The following is a 16,396-nucleotide window of genomic DNA, read 5'->3' on the forward strand; positions in this document are numbered from 1 at the left end:
AGTAAGAAGCCCTCACGTTGTCATATGAGGGCTTTTGTGTTCGATGGTTAACCTTGGCCCGTTTACTCGAAGCCACTCCTTACGCTGTTCATAATCAGGTATGATGGACCTTACTAACCGCCAGAATTCTTTTGAATGATTTGGGTGTTTTAGGTGAGCAAGTTCATGAACTAAGAGGTAATCAACAATCGGAATAGGAGCCATAATGATTCTCCAGTTTAAATAGAGAGACCCATTAGGTGTGCATGTCCCCCATCGCATTTTCTGCTCTTTTAGCTTCACTTTCTCAGGAACAATGTTCATCTTCTCCGTATATATGGCAAGTCTTTCATTTAATTTTTTTTCTCCTTGCGTGTTGTACCACTTTTTAAAAGCAGTAGAAAATTCCTCGTTTTTCTCTTCTTCTGAAAAATGGGCGGGAACTTCACTTATGAATTTCCCTCTGTTAAAGGCAAGACGAACATTGTTTATTTCCTCTTTTTTATGTACCTTCAAACGATAGTTCCTTCCTAAATAAGTGAATTTCTCACCACTAACAAATTCCTTTGGTGCTGGCTTATCTATGATTTCATTGAATGCCTTCCATTTAGTTAGAATCCATGGTGCTTTCTTATGTAACAACTTTTGAAGTTGTTGCTCATTTGTATCACGAGGCGCCGTTACTTTCACACCATTTAGCCATTCCACGGTTATGAGAATATCTTTACTGTCGGAGCTGTATTCAAGTTGATAGTCTATTGTTGTTTTCCCGAAAACAAAGCAGGGCATTGATACAACACCTCTTTCTATATAAATTGTAGCTTGTCTTATTATGAAGGTCAATTGAGTAGTGAAAGTAATGAAGCATCTTTCTCTATAAAACCTTCTAATAAAAAGGGGGGGCACCGAACTTCAATACCCGAAGGGTTTAATTAAAACTATTAGCCCTCAGAATTTTTTTGAAATTTTTAGATCCTACAGTAATTTTAAAGCTATTCCGAGAAAAATGGAGAAATTAGTTAAAATTAACACCCTACATCCGTGCTTCTATATCTTCATCACTGTGAATCTATGTAGAATACCTGAAATTAAGCCCTACTCGATTATGAGGAATCGACTATTAAAAGTTATAATTATCATTAGAAATCAGCTGAAATCATTATAAATCATTGTAATACATCATTAGCATTATTAGGGTCTAGACCTCAATAAAATATTAAAATTTTCATCATTCAATATTCTTAGTCAAATAATCTAAAGTAAGGAGTTTTCACATGCGAAAATTAAATAACTACCCGGAAGTATTAAATGTAAATGATATTCAAGAAATATTGGGTATTGGTCGTCGACAATCGTATGAGCTAGTAGCCTCGAATCAGTTCCACACAGTAAAGGTAGGTAAAAGAATTAAGATATTAAAATCAGTTTTTTTACAATGGCTTGGTGAAGAAACTCCGATAAATATCCATGATTAAATCACATATACAGAGAGTTCTGTTGATTAATCGAACTATAATTATGTATAGTAGAAGTGGCAAATGCTGCTACATCTCAATGTTGAATAGAGATGTGCTGCAAGTTATGCACTCTCTTCTATACAAGTGCTTGTATACCAAATTCATATGAGGGACAAGCACTCTTTCAATTTAAGAAGAGGTGAGAGAAAAATGACTGGATCAGTTAAGAAAGAAGGAAACAGTTGGTATTATGTATTTAGTTTGAAAGACTCTAATGGAAAACGTAAACAGAAGAAGAAACGTGGTTTCAAAACTAAAAAGGCGGCTCAACAAGCCTTAACAGAATCATTAAACTCTTATAATAAGGGGAGTTTTATCGAACCTTCAAATGCCTGTTATAACGACTATTTGACTGAATGGTTTGATACAAAGAAAAATACGATCGGGATACAAACGGCACAAGTTTATGAAATTTACCTTAACAAACGTGTAATACCAAGTCTAGGAGATTATAAATTATCTGAACTATCTACAATGCAGATACAATCCTTCATTAACAAACTTCATGAAGAAGGGTTATCGAGATCCACGATCAAAAAAAACTATGAGATAATACGTAACTCATTAGAACATGCCGTAGACTATGATCTATTAACTAAAAATGTTTCATTAAAAGTTAAGTTACCAAGAGTAACACAAAAGGAAATGAACGTGTGGAACGAAAAGGAATTAACTCAATTTCTTGAAGTTGCAAAGGAAGATCAAATGAATATGGTCTTTTTTTTAGCATTAATGACAGGAATGCGCCAAGGTGAAATATTAGGTCTACGTTGGAAAGATATTGATCTAAATAAACGATTACTAAGTATAAAGCAAACACTAACCCACGATGGAAAAACTTTTTTAACTGGTGCAAAAACTAAGTCAAGCCTAAGAACCATCTACTTATCAAAAATTACTGTAAAAGCCCTTCAATCGCATAAAGCTAAAATTTCAAAGCAAAAAGAAAGCTTGGAGGCTATTTATACAGATTACGATCTAGTTGTTTGTAGTAATCATGGTACACCTTTAAACCCTGCAAATGTAAGAAGATCTTTAAATCAACTTATCGTTGAAGCTAAAGTGCCTAAAATACGTTTTCATGATTTAAGACACACACATGCTACATCACTCCTCTCTAAGGGAATTAATGTGAAAGTAGTATCTGAGAGACTAGGACATAGTAATATTAAAATCACACTAGATACTTACTCACACGTACTTCCTACAATGCAAGAGGATGTAATGCAAAAATTAGATGAAATGATTTTAACGTGACCAAACCGTGACCAAAACGACAAATAAAAAAACGACACAATTCCTCGTAAAGACGAAGAACTGCGTCGTTGATAGCGTTATGTATGGTGGAGCATAGCGGGCTCGAACCGCTGACCTCTTGGCTGCCAGCCAAGCGCTCTCCCAGCTGAGCTAATGCCCCATAATGAGTCAATGAGAGAATGTGACTCACAAGAATAAATTATATACAGAATGTTGTCGATTATCAAGAGTTTTTATCAATTTTGTTAAAAAATTATAAATAAGATGTACCAAGCAAAACCTGCAATAATCGAAGCAATCAATCCTGAAATGACATTTTCCTTAATGATCTTCTTATGTTTTATGGCATCAAAAAATACCCATCCAATAAATATCGTTATCATAAACACAACCGCTTGAAACATGTACCTTCCTCCTTCACCTTTCTTATCGTAACAAACTAACGAATGGATTGCATTCCTTTTTGACAATACTAAGAGATGTGAAAACGAGAATTTAATATTTTTAACAGGAAGGAAAGGGGGATATCCCATGTTTCGAGAAGGGTTATTGTCGACTCTCTATTCTAAAAAACTTGTGTTAGTGAAAGTAACAGCAGGGATCCTTTTATTCGTGTTTCTCATTGGCACGCTTATCCATTATATTGAACCTAACGAATACCCACATGTGTTTGATGGAATGTGGTGGGCGATCGTCACGATTTCCACAGTAGGTTATGGTGATTTCGTACCTCAAAGTATCACAGGTCGAATTCTTGGTATGATCCTCATTCTTGCAGGCATCGCTATTTTTTCTTTTTTTATAACAAACCTTGCCGCTTCTACGGTTGTCTTGAAAGAACAGAAAGAAAAGGGGTTCGGGTCATTTAAGAATAGTGGTCATTTAATCGTCATTGGCTGGAACGAACGAAGCCGAATGTTGATTCAAGATATGCACAAACTATACCCTTATCGAGAAATTGTGCTCGTAGACGAGACATTGCAGAAGCTCCCTCAGGGCTTTGAATATGTCCGATTCATTAAAGGAAGCCCTAGAGGGGACGAAGCATTAAATCGAGCCAATCTTGAAGAAGCAGGAACTGCTGTCATTACTGCTAGTCATCATATTGAAGAAAGAACAGCCGATGCAAATACGATTTTGTCGCTTATTTCTATCAAAAGCCTTGCCCCAGATGTTTATACGATAGCTGAAGTCATCACCCACGACCAAGTAAAAAATGCGCAACGCGCTGGAGCTGATGAAGTGGTGGAAGCTTCTTATCAGATTAGTTTATTACTGATGAACAGTACGCTTTACCACGGGTTGACAGATGTCGTGACGAAAATGCTAGAACATGAGCAAAAAAATCATTTAAGTATCCACCTACTCTCCAACGAGTATATAGGTAAAACATTCGGTGAAGTTATCCATTATGAAAATTCATCCACTCAATTTTTACTAGGTCTTCGCCGCGATCATCAAACACATCTTCATCCATCAGACAACTTCTTTTTACAAAAAGAAGATGAACTTATCTTTGTAAGACGATAAAAAACTATTCTTGGGAAGTAACGTCCATATTGTGTAACAAAATTTCTTCTACTTCTTGAACATACTCTTGACCAGATTGTATCCATTCTTCAGGGAATTCCGCATCAGAATCTTGTGGTTCAGAAAATTGATTAAATAATGGATTTGGATCTTGTGCGTGGTCGTCTAATCCTCTTTGGTATTTATGTGCTAGTAAAAATGGTCGACCAAACGTAACGTGAACGCCTTTCACATCCAACTCTTCCCCATCTACTGCTGAAAATGGAAGCCGAACAAACAAATAACTTCCATCGTCCTCCATTTTATAATCAAAATATCCGTGGTCATACTCCCAGCCCCCACCAATGACATAACCAATTGGTTTTAGTTTTTTTTCTACATCAATTAATTTAAATGTTTCATTTTCTAATCGTGATGGCACTTCGATCATGATATGATTCCTCCTTTAGAAAAGTAACCATAGTTTCTCCCGAAAGATGTGGTATTATAAATAGCCTCAAATTGTACAAAACAAAAGCACGTCCAATTGGACGTGCTTAAGATTGTTTATTTTTCTTTTAGTCGTTTTTCTAGTTCTGCTTTTTCTGCTTCAAATCCTGGTTTGCCTAAAAGAGCAAACATGTTCTTTTTGTATGCTTCTACACCTGGTTGATCGAATGGATTCACTCCTAACAAGTATCCACTGATTCCACATGCTTTTTCAAAGAAGTAAATCAACTGACCGAAGTGATATTCGTTCAATTCTGGAATGTTAATAATGAGGTTTGGAACGCCACCGTCTAAGTGAGCTAATAAAGTTCCTTCGTAAGCTTTTTCATTAACAAAACTCATAGTTTGTCCAGCTAAGTAATTCAAGCCATCTAAATCCGTTTCTGCTTTTTCAATCGTCATTTCTTCTTGAGCAGTTTCCACGTGCAGAACTGTTTCTAGAAGATCACGACGACCGTCTTGGACATACTGACCTAACGAGTGAAGGTCCGTTGAAAAATCAGCCGCTGCTGGGAAAATTCCTTTTCCATCTTTTCCTTCGCTTTCTCCATACAACTGTTTCCACCATTCTCCAACGTAGTGAAGAGCTGGTTCATAGTTGACCATAAGTTCCACTGTTTTCCCTTTATTATAAAGCGCATTTCTTACCGCTGCATATTGGTATGCTTCGTTTTTCGCCAATTCAGGAGAACTGTATTCTTCCCGAGCATCAGCTGCACCTTGCATCATCGCATCAATATCAAGTCCGGCCGCTGCAATAGGAAGTAAACCTACCGCTGTGAAAATAGAGAAACGTCCACCTACATCATCAGGGATAATAAATGATTCATATCCTTCGTCGGTTGCTAACTGCTTAAGCGCACCTTTCGCTTTGTCTGTTGTCGCATAAATACGCTTGCGAGCTTCTTCCACACCGTATTTGTTCTCAACGTAGTCACGAAGAATCCGGAATGCAATCGCTGGTTCTGTTGTTGTTCCTGATTTAGAAATAACGTTAAGCGAAACGTCTTTTCCTTCGATTACTTCAAGTAAATGACGAGCGTAAGTGGAACTAATGTTATTACCTACGTAAAAAATTTGTGGTGTTTTGCGTCCAGAGACAACATTGTAAAAAGTATGCGTCAAGGCATCAATTGCGGCTCTAGCACCTAAATAAGATCCGCCGATTCCGATTACAATAAGGACGTCTGAATCTGATTTGATTTTTTCTGCTGATTTTTTAATACGTGAAAATTCTTCTTTATCGTAGTTGACAGGTAAATCGATCCATCCTAAAAAGTCACTTCCTGCTCCTGTTCCGTTGTGAAGAGCTTCGTGTGCTGTTTTTACTGCGTCTGTCATATAATCCACTTCATGTTGAGCTAAAAAAGATGAAGCTTTTGAATAATCAAATGATAGCTTCTTTGTCATAAGTTAATCTCCTCCGTTTTTTAAAACTACTTCCACCCTTTACTTTATTAAAATGAGAGACAAGAATCAAGTAAACTCAGGAAGTAAGCGCTTGCAATTTTGAACTTTTTCTGAAATGTGTCTATTTCAAACTAATGAATGCTGAAAATCATATTTTCTTTTCGACCATTCACCTCATACAGCTAAATAAACTCTTTATTAAATAAATGAATATAAATATTTCCATAGTCTAAAAAGAAAAACTGTTCCTAAAAGTTATTTTAGGAACAGTCAACAATTTAATATGCTAATTTTCTTCTATTGATATAAAGAAGGATTCCACCGAAAAGAATTAGTAATCCTCCTACTATATAATTGTAAATTGGAGAAAGTAATCCTGTTTGTGGTAGCTCTCCTGCAATTGCTGTCTCATCCTTTTCTTCTTCTTCTTTTTCAACTCTTTCTTCTTTCTTTTCTTGTTTATCTACTTTTTCTTTCTTATCTTGTTTCTCTTCTTCTTTTTCTTCTTCAGGTTTTTCTGGGTCTGGGTCTGGGTCTGGATCTGGGTCTCTAGAATCACACTTCTCTCCACTACTTGCTTTCACATCGACTTGTTTCCCATCTACGAAAAGACGGACCGTGTTGTCTCCCTTTTCTGTATCTGTTTCAAAGTAAAAGGTTTCTCCCGCTTCTACTGTTCCCTCTCCTGCTTGCTCTGTTCCATATACGTCATACGTGAACGTGACATCTTCGTCATTTGAATTCGTGACGCGCCATTTTCTCGTATCTTCTGGATCATCGGAGCATACCGACGTTAATTGCAGTTTCAACGGTTCCTCAATCTGTTGCTCACACTTTTCTCCGCTACTTGCTTTCACATCGACTTGTTTCCCATTGACGAAAAGACGGACCGTGTTGTCTCCCTTTTCTGTATCTGTTTCAAAGTAAAAGGTTTCTTCCGCTTCTACTGTTCCCTCTCCTGCTTGCTCTGTTCCATATACGTCATACGTGAACGTGACATCTTCGTCATTTGAATTCGTGACGCGCCATTTTCTCGTATCTTCTGGATCATCGGAACATACCGACGTTAATTGCAGTTTCAACGGTTCCTCAATCTGTTGCTCACACTTTTCTCCGCTACTTGCTTTCACATCGACTTGTTTTTCATCTACGAAAAGACGGACCGTGTTGTCTCCTTTTTCTGTATCTGTTTCAAAGTAAAGCGTTTCTCCCGCTTCTACTGTTTCTTCTCCTGCTTGCTCTGTTCCATACACGTCATACGTGAACGTGACATCCTCGTCATTCGGATTCGTCACGCGCCATTTTCTCGTATCTTCTGGATCATTGGAGCATACCGACGTTAATTGCAGTTTCAACGGTTCTTCTATCTGTTGCTCACATTTTTCTCCGCTACTTGCTTTCACATCAACTTGTTTCCCATCTACGAAAAGACGGACCGTGTTGTCTCCTTTTTCTGTATCTGTTACAAAGTAAAAGGTTTCTCCCGCTTCTACTGTTCCTTCTCCTGCTTGCTCTGATCCATACACGTCATACGTGAATGTGACATCCTCGTCATTCTCATTCGTCACGCGCCATTTTCTCGTATCTTCTGGATTATCGGAACATACCGACGTTAATTGCAGTTTCAACGGTTCCTCAATCTGTTGCTCACATTTTTCTCCGCTACTTGCTTTTACATCGACTTGTTTCCCATCTACGAAAAGACGGACCGTGTTGTCTCCTTTTTCTGTATCTGTTTCAAAGTAAAGGATTTCTCCCGCTTCTACTGTTCCTTCTCCTGCTTGTTCTGATCCATACACGTCATACGTGAACGTGACATCCTCGTCATTCTCATTCGTCACGCGCCATTTTCTCGTATCTTCTGGATCATCGGAGCATACCGACGTTAATTGCAGTTCTATAGGCTGTTCTACTTTACATTCTAAATCGTTAACCGTTACCGCATTAGACCAAAGTTCGCCTATGCCTGGATGCCCATCTTCTTGATAAAATTTCACCATATAATTCCCCATTTTGTTTGGTGAAAATTCTACAAATGTCTCTTCACCAGTTAATAATGGTCCTATGGTTCCTTTTTCAATGTAGTCTCCATTTTTAGGATTTCCTGTCTCTGCAAAATATACTTTGTATTCTACAGATCCAGTCATATCACCATCACCTGTATTTTTTACATAAGACATTATTTTAGCTTCATCGTCACAAATATACGTTATTTTTCCAGCAGTTAATGAACTTCTTCCCCAATCGTTTTTATCTTGGTTTTTATTGTTTTTTTCGTCTTCAAGGATTTCTTCTTCCCTATTTTCATTTTCACTTATTTGATTTTTATTTTCATTCTCAATACCATCTAGCTCTTGTTCCTTATCGGAGTTTTGATCCATTTCTTCATTTTCATTTTCTCTTCCCTCATTTTCACTTTCATCATTACTATCCTTTTCATCCGAGCTCGTTTTAGTATAGCTCTCCTCATTATTGGTTTCAGTTACGTTTTCTTTATTTTCATCCGTTTCTTCAGACTCTTTATCGTCTTCTTGACTACTCTCATTCTTTTCACTATCTTCTACCTGATCAGTATTATCGTGATCATTCGATTCTCCATATGTGGTCATCATTGGAAAAATCGGACTAAACATTAACAAAAATATAAAAAATGACAATATTACCTTTTGTTTTGTATTTGACATACAAATCGCCTCCTTTGTTTTATATAACGAACAGAATGACCAAAAAAAATACACTTAATTTCTAAAACCAGCCTCCTTTTCCGTATGAAATACCTATTATTTTGTTAATTATAATGATACACGAGATTATTTGTTCTATATATAGTTCTTTAGTTCCTTTTTGCGTTCTTTAAATAGAATTAAAATAACAAACATCATTTTTATTTAATTCTTTATTACGAACGTAAAGGGCAAAAAGGAGTAACTTGGAATAAACATTAAGTAAATAACTCCCGCGTTTAGACCGATTCATTTCCCCTTCCTTTATGAACCGCTCCAATCTGAACGTTTAGACCGATTCATAAATATCATCTCGGTACTCTTCAGTGAAACGCGGATCATGCAATTCCCAAAAACCACTATTTTTTTATCACACCATCAATGTTACTCATTTGAGCCCCTTCCTTTATGATCACGATACTCAAAACTTAAACTTGTCCACAACTCAAAAATCTATCATTTCCTTAACAACTAAAAAACCCGAATCATGAAGTGACTTTTTTCAAAGTCCCCACGATTCGGGTTTATTACGTATCATTCTTATCAACATAAAGTTTATGTTATTTCAGGCAATTATAAAGACGCTTTTAATATCGCTAGTACATCCTCTTTGTTTAACTTGTTAAAGTTTCCAAAGGATCCATTGATCATCGCTTTATCTGCTATGACATCCAATTGTTTATCATCAATCTCATAGTCAGCTAAGCGATTTGGAGCACCTAGTCCAGTCCAGAATTTCTCCAGTTGTTGGATACCTTCTTCTGCGACTTGTTGGTTTGTTTTACCAGTTGGGTCTACTCCCCATACTCTCGTAGCTAACTGAACTAATTTTTCTTCCCCGATCGTTAAGTGGTGTCTCAACCACTGTGGAAAAAGAATCGCTAATCCACCTGCATGAGGGATGTCATAAACGGCTGAAACAGCATGTTCAATGTTATGTGATGCCCAGTCGCCTTTTGTACCCATTTGCAACGTTCCATTTAATGCAACAGTTCCTGAGTAAAGAATCGTTTCTCGTTTTTCTACATCATCTAATTTTTTCACCAAACCAGGTCCCGCTTCGATCACCGTATGTAATACAGCTTCGCATAACCTTTCTTGTAACGGTGTATTTTTCTGAGCATGAAAATATTGCTCTAAAACATGAGTCATCATATCAACGATGCCATAAATTGTATGATCTTTTGGAACAGATAACGTGTTTTTCGGATCTAAAATGGAGAACTTAGGAAATACGAGTGGGCTACCCCAGCCATACTTTTCATGTGTTTCCCAATTTGTAATAACAGACCCTGCATTCATTTCTGATCCTGTTGCAGCTAGCGTTAAGATCGTTCCGAATGGTAATGCTTCTTTTGGCGTTTCTTTCTTCGTTACCAAATCCCAAACGTCTCCATTATATTTTGCTCCTGCAGCAATAGCTTTCGTACAATCAATGACACTTCCTCCACCGACAGCAAGTATGACATCGATGCCTTCATTTTTACAAATATCTACTCCACGGTGCACGCTTGACAAACGCGGGTTAGGTTCCACACCCGCTAGTTCTGAAACGGTAAAACCATTATCATTTAAAAGGGAAGTCACTTCTTCGTAAAGGCCATTTCGTTTAATGCTTCCTCCACCATAAACGAGTAGAACCTTTTTTCCGAAATTTTGAAGTTGGTCAACGAGTTGATTTTTCACTTGATCATGACCAAAAATTAACTTTGTTGGGTTTTGATAAATAAATGAATCCATATTATCTAACTCCTTTCTATATTCAATCGTTATTATCTCTTATGTTTTCATGAAAATGCAAAAGATAACGTTTATCTTTATTATTAATGCATAATTTGTAGCTACTTTTAACACTCTATATACAGAAGCACATTTGCTTCAGAACATGACTAATTTACCCCTTATAAGGAGGTGAGGAGCGCATGAACGGAATTCAGAGAACAGCGCTTGTATTAACAGTTATTGGTGCTGTAAATTGGGGCTTAATCGGATTTTTCCGGTTTGACCTAGTAGCAGCAATATTCGGTGGGCAAGCAGCCGGTTTTTCCCGCTTCATTTATGCCCTCGTAGGATTGGCAGGGTTGTATTGTATTTCTTTATTATTTAAGCCATCAGAAGAAATGGAAAGAAGCCCCGAACCACAAAGATAATGCGTTCCATTTAAGTAATAGAGGATTGCCAAAGGGCAACATCTATCAATGAAACCATTCGAATGCTTCCATGACTCTATGGTTGAAGAACAAACAATCCGATGGAACATGAAAGAAAAGAGGTAGCCCATTATGAGCTACCTCTTTATCGTTTCAGCGAAAAGTATAAACCAATTATTTTTTGATGCGTTTGTTTAAATCCGCTTGAATTTCGTTAGATTGCTTTAACCAATCTTTTAACTTGTCTTCAAGCGTATTAAAACCTTGCGTTTGGTTTTGTTGCGCGCCACCTTGACGCTTGTTTCCTCCACCGCCGCCGCCACGTGGACCACTGCTTTGAGGGCGTGGACGTTCTGTGCGTTCTGGTTTTGGTTGAGTTTCTTTTATTGATAGAGAAATTTTGCCAGACTCTTGATCAACAGAAAGAACTTTCACTTTCACTTGATCTCCAACAGTTAATTGCTCATTAATATCTTTCACGTATCCGTGAGCAATATGGGAAATGTGAACAAGTCCTTGCTTTTTTTCATCTAACGCAACAAAGGCACCAAATGGCTTTATTCCAGTTACTTTTCCTTCAACGATACTTCCTACTTCATATTGACCTGACATGAAAACAACTCCTAATTATTTATTAACTGTGTAATTATAACACAGGTTTGTGATGTTGACAAAAACTTTGTATAAAAATATAAAATTTTCTTTTCTTGACATGTTTCCTTTTCAGATTTATATTAAAACAATTGTCCTAAAGGTAGAAAATCCGAAGAATGGTTCATCTCGGCTTTCGTAATAACTTATCAACAGTTTACAAAGGCTTGTCAATCATATCACAAGTGGATTTATTTATCTTACTTTATTTATACGTTTTTGCATAGGAGGTACTTATTAACATGTCACAAAAAACAGACCAATGGACATCGAAACTTGGATTTATTTTAGCCGCAGCAGGATCTGCTATCGGGTTAGGGGCTATCTGGAAACTTCCTTACGTAGCCGGTACGAGCGGTGGAGGAGCCTTTTTCATCATCTTTTTACTATTCACTATATTATTAGGGCTTCCATTGTTACTAGCTGAGTTCACCATTGGTCGTCACACACAAAAAGAAGCCGTATCAGCGTATCGATCGATTGCACCAGGTAGCAAATGGCCATGGATCGGTAAATTAGGTGTTGCCACGTCATTTTTATTACTTTCCTTTTACAGTGTTGTAGGGGGATGGATTGTCGTTTATTTATATCGAGCGTTTACCATGAATATCAAGGGAATAGCACCGGATGAATTTGCCACGATGTTCGAACAAACGATATCCAATCCTTATTTAGCTATTTTTGCACATTTCATCTTTATATTGATGACCATTATCATCGTACAAGGTGGCGTTCAAAAAGGGATTGAGCGTTCATCGAAACTGATGATGCCTGCGTTATTTATTCTATTTATTCTTATCGTATTACGCTCCGTTACTCTTGATGGTGCGATGGAAGGTGTCAAATTTTTCTTGTTACCTGACTTCACTTCTGTAACGGGAGAAACGGTATTATTTGCCTTAGGACAAGCATTTTTTTCATTGAGTTTAGGAGTTTCCATTATGGTTACTTACAGCTCTTATTTAAAGTCAAAGGAGAGTTTACCACGCTCCGCCGTATCCATCGTTGGATTAACGATTTTCATTTCTCTTTTAGCAGGTTTAGCGATTTTTCCAGCTGTTTTTGCTTTCGGACTTGAACCAACAGAAGGACCACCTTTGATCTTTATCGTATTACCCGCTGTATTTAGTAGTATTCCATTTGGAAATGTGTTCTTTATTTTATTTATGGCACTATTATTGTTTGCTACATTGACATCTGCGTTTTCCTTATTAGAAATGGTTGTGGCATCTTTAACAAAGAACGACCCTTCTAAGCGTAAAAAGTCGTCTTGGATAGCTGGAATTGCGATATTTGTCATGGGGATCCCATCAGCTCTTTCTTATGGCGTATTAGCAGATCCTGTCTTTTTCGGACTAACATTTTTTGATTTTCTTGATTTTCTTGTAAGTAATATTTTATTACCTTTAGGTGCCCTTTTAATTGCCATCTTCGTTCCATTAAAAATCAATAAAAAAACCCTTGCTGCCGAAATACAACAAGGGTCAAATATGAAAATGATTTGGTTTCACATCTGGTTTAATTTAGTTAAATACGTGATTCCGGTAGCCATTAGTTTAGCATTTTTGAACGTACTAGGGATTATCTAAGCTGCCATATTCTATCTTAGCTTTTGTATAAAAAAGGTTAACTTGGTTAGAATATATTCGTACAACCTAGTATTCCCCCTTTTGTGAAGAGTCCGTGTATACGGATTCTTCTTTTTTTCGTTCATTGGGGGAATTTGTTAAGAATGTGCAGCAATCTCACTATTATAATGACTTCAAAAAAGCATCTATTCGCTCGATTGCTTCTTCTAGCTGTTTCATTGATGCAGCATAAGAGCAACGAATGTGTCCTTCTCCACCTTCACCAAAAACATGACCAGGAACGACAGCTACTCGTTGATCGATTAATAACTTTTCTGCAAACTCTTCCGATGTGAGTCCCGTCGATTTAATCGATGGAAAAGCATAAAATGCGCCGCCTGGAGTATGACACGTTAACCCAATTTCTCTTAAAGACTTCACAAAGAAATTTCGTCTTTGACGATAATTCGTTACCATTTCTTCCATTTCATCTCGGCCATTTGTCATTGCTTCAAGAGCTGCATATTGTGCCATCGTTGATGCACACATCATCGCGTACTGATGAATTTTCAACATCGCTTTCGCGTAAGGTTCAGGTGCTGCCACATATCCTATGCGCCACCCTGTCATTGCGAAAGCTTTCGAAAAACCTGAGATAAGAATCGTTCGTTCCCACATTCCGTCTAAAACAGGAACGCTAACGTGTTCTGCATCATAGGACAATTCTGCATAAATCTCATCAGATAAAACGATCAAGTTATGTTTAATAACCACTTCAGCAATTTTTTTAAGACCTTCCATTCCCATCACGGCACCCGTTGGATTGTTCGGGAATGATAACATCAGTGCTTTTGTATTGTTTGTTATTCTTGCTTCTACTTCCGCTGCGTCCACTTCAAAATCCGTTTCAATCGATGTAGGAATAGGAACTGGAATCCCCCCAACTAATGAAACCAAAGGAGCATAAGAAACAAAACACGGTTCTGCAATAAGCACTTCATCACCAGGGTTGAGGATTGCACGTAGTGCTAAATCAATTCCCTCACTGGCACCTACTGTCACAACCACTTCATTTTCTGGATCATAAGAAACTTGAAACCGCTTCTGCAAATAACGGGAAATCGCTTCTCGAAGTTCTATTAATCCAGCATTGGCTGTATAGGATGTCACGCCACGTTCAAGCGAATGTATACTCGCTTCACGAACGTTCCAAGGAGTGGAATAGTCTGGCTCTCCTACGCCTAGTGAAATAATATTATCCATAGAAGAAGCTAAATCGAAAAAACGGCGAATTCCAGATGGTTCAATACGATTGACGGCGTCTGACAATTGAGGGTGATGACTCGTTTTGATCGATGTCATGGAGAAACCACCATTCTTTTGTCGTCATCCTCATCTTCTCCGAATACAACACCGTCATGCTTATATTTTTTCAATTGGAAATGTGTCGTTGTTGAAATAACAGAATCTAACGTCGATAATTTTTCAGAAACAAAATTTGCAATTTCGGACATGGAGCGTCCTTCAATCACAACAGACAAGTCATACGTTCCAGACATCAAGTAAGTTGCCTTTACCTCTTTAAATCGATAAATTCTTTCTGCAACCTCATCAAATCCGACGCCTCGTTTCGGAGTAACTTTCACATCAATCATCGCTGTGACTGTTTCTGCAATATTAACTTTAGTCCAATCAATAATAGCAGAATAACCAAGGATAATTTTTTTCTTTTCGAGTGAACGTAGCATAGATGAAACATCTTCTTTTGATGTATCAAGCATTTTCGCAAGTGTCGCTTCTGCCATTCTGCCTTCTTTTTCAATTAACAATAATAATTCCTGTTCTTTCTCTTTCATTTCATCATGCCTCCTGCTTTATCCAACCATTCTTGTTTTAATTCTCCTAATAAGGGAAACATAGTTGTTACGAATGGTAATATAATGTTTGAATATTTGTTGATTTCACTATATTCTACACGACCTTAACCGTTCATACTAGATCTAATTTAATTGAAAAGGAGACTACTTTATGGAATCTGCTAATACAAATCCACATGTGAACGATTTTCAACACGTAGCCATCCTTTTAGTAGACATGATCAGTGACTTTGATTTTGAAGATGGCGATCAATTATATAAGCATACATTACCCGTGGCAAAAAACATTTCATCCCTCAAAAAACGTGCGAAAGATCTAGATATACCAGTACTTTATGTTAATGATAATTATGGACGTTGGCAATCAGATTTTCCAGGAATAGTGAATGAGATGAGCCAATCAGAACGGGGCAAAAAAATTGTCGAATTAATCAAACCTGAAGACGACGATTATTTCATACTTAAACCACAATATTCAGCTTTTTTTATGACTCCGTTAGAGCTCTTGCTCGAATATTTAAATGTCAAATCATTGATTATTGCAGGTGTTGCTGGAAATATGTGTGTGCATTTCACAGCAAACGATGCGTATATGCGAAACTTTCGTCTTTATATCCCTTCTGATTGTACTGCATCTAATTCTAATCAAGAAAACGATGAAGCCCTTCACCTTATGGAACAAGTATTAAAAGCAAACACAACACCAAGTGCCGATTTAGACTTAGAAAAAGTAAAATATGAATGGAGTGATTCGACGAATATCAACAAATAACCTGAAAATTCTTTCTATTATTCTCATCCTTTACGATTACTTATGAATAAGCTATAATAACACTATGTCTACAGTGTTAAAGTAATCTTTGCCGAACGTAACATTTAATCTTTTGTTTACATGGGAATCGTTCCTATGTAAAACAAAGACCTCGAGAATACGATCTCGAGGTCCCTATTTTTATTTGTTTATTACGCTAACCTGAAGACAATTCCGTGTCCGCCTTTAGGATATTCCCATTTAATATTTTGATGTGGACAACCAATACGACAGCTTCCACATTCGTGACAACCTTCATATCCTACAAACATGCGATCGCCTTCCCACTTATACACATCTGCGGGACAGAAAATCGTACAATCTTTATCAGGGCATGACGTCGCACAAACCTGATGATCCAATACTTCAAGGTGAGATTTTTGATCACAGTTAAAACGAAGTAAATACTGCTTATCTTCTAATGTTTTTGCCAT

General features: G+C 37.2%; 16 protein-coding genes and 1 tRNA gene. 6 read left to right on the top strand and 11 right to left on the bottom strand.

Annotated features, from left to right (window positions below; translation table 11 throughout):
• Positions 1-12: 12 nt before the first annotated feature.
• Positions 13-768: a M48 family metallopeptidase gene (locus QDN89_RS10460; RefSeq protein WP_280770076.1), complete on the bottom strand. Its 756-nt coding sequence runs from the start codon at positions 766-768 to the stop codon at positions 13-15.
• A 485-nt stretch (positions 769-1,253) separates the two neighbouring features.
• On the opposite strand from QDN89_RS10460, the gene QDN89_RS10465 reads away from it, so the two are divergent.
• Together QDN89_RS10465 and QDN89_RS10470 are read left to right on the top strand one after the other, a co-directional pair.
• Entirely contained in the window at positions 1,254-1,454 is a 201-nt protein-coding gene (locus QDN89_RS10465; protein ID WP_280770077.1) for a helix-turn-helix domain-containing protein, read from the top strand.
• 192 nt (positions 1,455-1,646) lie between these two features.
• Entirely contained in the window at positions 1,647-2,753 is a 1,107-nt protein-coding gene (locus QDN89_RS10470) for a tyrosine-type recombinase/integrase (RefSeq protein ID WP_280770078.1), read from the top strand.
• Positions 2,754-2,837: 84 nt separating this feature from the next.
• Here QDN89_RS10470 and QDN89_RS10475 read toward each other — a convergent pair.
• A tRNA-Ala gene (locus QDN89_RS10475) sits at positions 2,838-2,913 on the bottom strand.
• 85 nt (positions 2,914-2,998) lie between these two features.
• Positions 2,999-3,157 carry a hypothetical protein gene (locus QDN89_RS10480; RefSeq protein WP_280770079.1) on the bottom strand — a complete coding sequence of 53 codons (159 nt, stop codon included), beginning with the start codon at positions 3,155-3,157 and terminating at the stop codon, positions 2,999-3,001.
• Positions 3,158-3,284: 127 nt separating this feature from the next.
• On the opposite strand from QDN89_RS10480, the gene QDN89_RS10485 reads away from it, so the two are divergent.
• Positions 3,285-4,283: a potassium channel family protein gene (locus QDN89_RS10485; protein ID WP_280770080.1), complete on the top strand. Its 999-nt coding sequence runs from the start codon at positions 3,285-3,287 to the stop codon at positions 4,281-4,283.
• A gap of 4 nt (positions 4,284-4,287) precedes the next feature.
• Here the strand turns inward: QDN89_RS10485 and QDN89_RS10490 are convergent, their stop codons facing one another.
• From QDN89_RS10490 to QDN89_RS10505, 4 genes are all read right to left on the bottom strand, one after another.
• On the bottom strand, positions 4,288-4,713 hold the full coding sequence (locus QDN89_RS10490; protein WP_280770081.1) for a YugN-like family protein: 426 nt from the start codon (positions 4,711-4,713) through the stop codon (positions 4,288-4,290).
• Positions 4,714-4,829: 116 nt separating this feature from the next.
• Entirely contained in the window at positions 4,830-6,182 is a 1,353-nt protein-coding gene (locus QDN89_RS10495; protein ID WP_280770082.1) for a glucose-6-phosphate isomerase, read from the bottom strand.
• A gap of 278 nt (positions 6,183-6,460) precedes the next feature.
• A complete protein-coding gene (locus tag QDN89_RS10500) occupies positions 6,461-8,866 on the bottom strand; it encodes a hypothetical protein (RefSeq protein ID WP_280770083.1) in 2,406 nt (801 codons plus the stop codon).
• Positions 8,867-9,478: 612 nt separating this feature from the next.
• The gene (locus QDN89_RS10505) at positions 9,479-10,645 is read right to left on the bottom strand and encodes an iron-containing alcohol dehydrogenase (protein ID WP_280770084.1); all 1,167 of its coding nucleotides are present in this window, start codon (positions 10,643-10,645) and stop codon (positions 9,479-9,481) included.
• A gap of 182 nt (positions 10,646-10,827) precedes the next feature.
• Between QDN89_RS10505 and QDN89_RS10510 the strand changes: the two genes are divergently transcribed.
• Complete coding sequence (locus QDN89_RS10510; protein WP_280770085.1) at positions 10,828-11,055, top strand: DUF378 domain-containing protein; 228 nt, start codon at positions 10,828-10,830, stop codon at positions 11,053-11,055.
• Positions 11,056-11,229: 174 nt separating this feature from the next.
• Here QDN89_RS10510 and yugI read toward each other — a convergent pair whose 3' ends face one another.
• A complete protein-coding gene (yugI, locus tag QDN89_RS10515) occupies positions 11,230-11,667 on the bottom strand; it encodes a S1 domain-containing post-transcriptional regulator GSP13 (protein ID WP_280770086.1) in 438 nt (145 codons plus the stop codon).
• A gap of 281 nt (positions 11,668-11,948) precedes the next feature.
• On the opposite strand from yugI, the gene QDN89_RS10520 reads away from it, so the two are divergent.
• Positions 11,949-13,295, top strand: coding sequence for a sodium-dependent transporter (locus tag QDN89_RS10520; protein WP_280770087.1), 1,347 nt, complete (start codon positions 11,949-11,951; stop codon positions 13,293-13,295).
• Positions 13,296-13,457: 162 nt separating this feature from the next.
• Here the strand turns inward: QDN89_RS10520 and QDN89_RS10525 are convergent, their stop codons facing one another.
• Complete coding sequence (locus tag QDN89_RS10525) at positions 13,458-14,636, bottom strand: aminotransferase (RefSeq protein WP_280770088.1); 1,179 nt, start codon at positions 14,634-14,636, stop codon at positions 13,458-13,460.
• Entirely contained in the window at positions 14,633-15,130 is a 498-nt protein-coding gene (locus tag QDN89_RS10530; protein WP_280770089.1) for an Lrp/AsnC family transcriptional regulator, read from the bottom strand. The genes QDN89_RS10525 and QDN89_RS10530 overlap by 4 nt, the downstream gene beginning before the upstream one ends.
• Positions 15,131-15,302: 172 nt before the next feature.
• Here QDN89_RS10530 and QDN89_RS10535 point away from each other — a divergent pair, with 172 nt between their 5' ends.
• The gene (locus tag QDN89_RS10535; protein WP_280770090.1) at positions 15,303-15,923 is read left to right on the top strand and encodes a cysteine hydrolase family protein; all 621 of its coding nucleotides are present in this window, start codon (positions 15,303-15,305) and stop codon (positions 15,921-15,923) included.
• Positions 15,924-16,114: 191 nt separating this feature from the next.
• Here QDN89_RS10535 and QDN89_RS10540 read toward each other — a convergent pair whose 3' ends face one another.
• On the bottom strand, positions 16,115-16,396 hold the full coding sequence (locus QDN89_RS10540) for a ferredoxin family protein (RefSeq protein ID WP_280770091.1): 282 nt from the start codon (positions 16,394-16,396) through the stop codon (positions 16,115-16,117).

This window comes from Salipaludibacillus daqingensis, from assembly GCF_029891575.1.
GTDB classification, from domain to species: Bacteria; Bacillota; Bacilli; order Bacillales; family Salisediminibacteriaceae; genus Salipaludibacillus; species Salipaludibacillus daqingensis.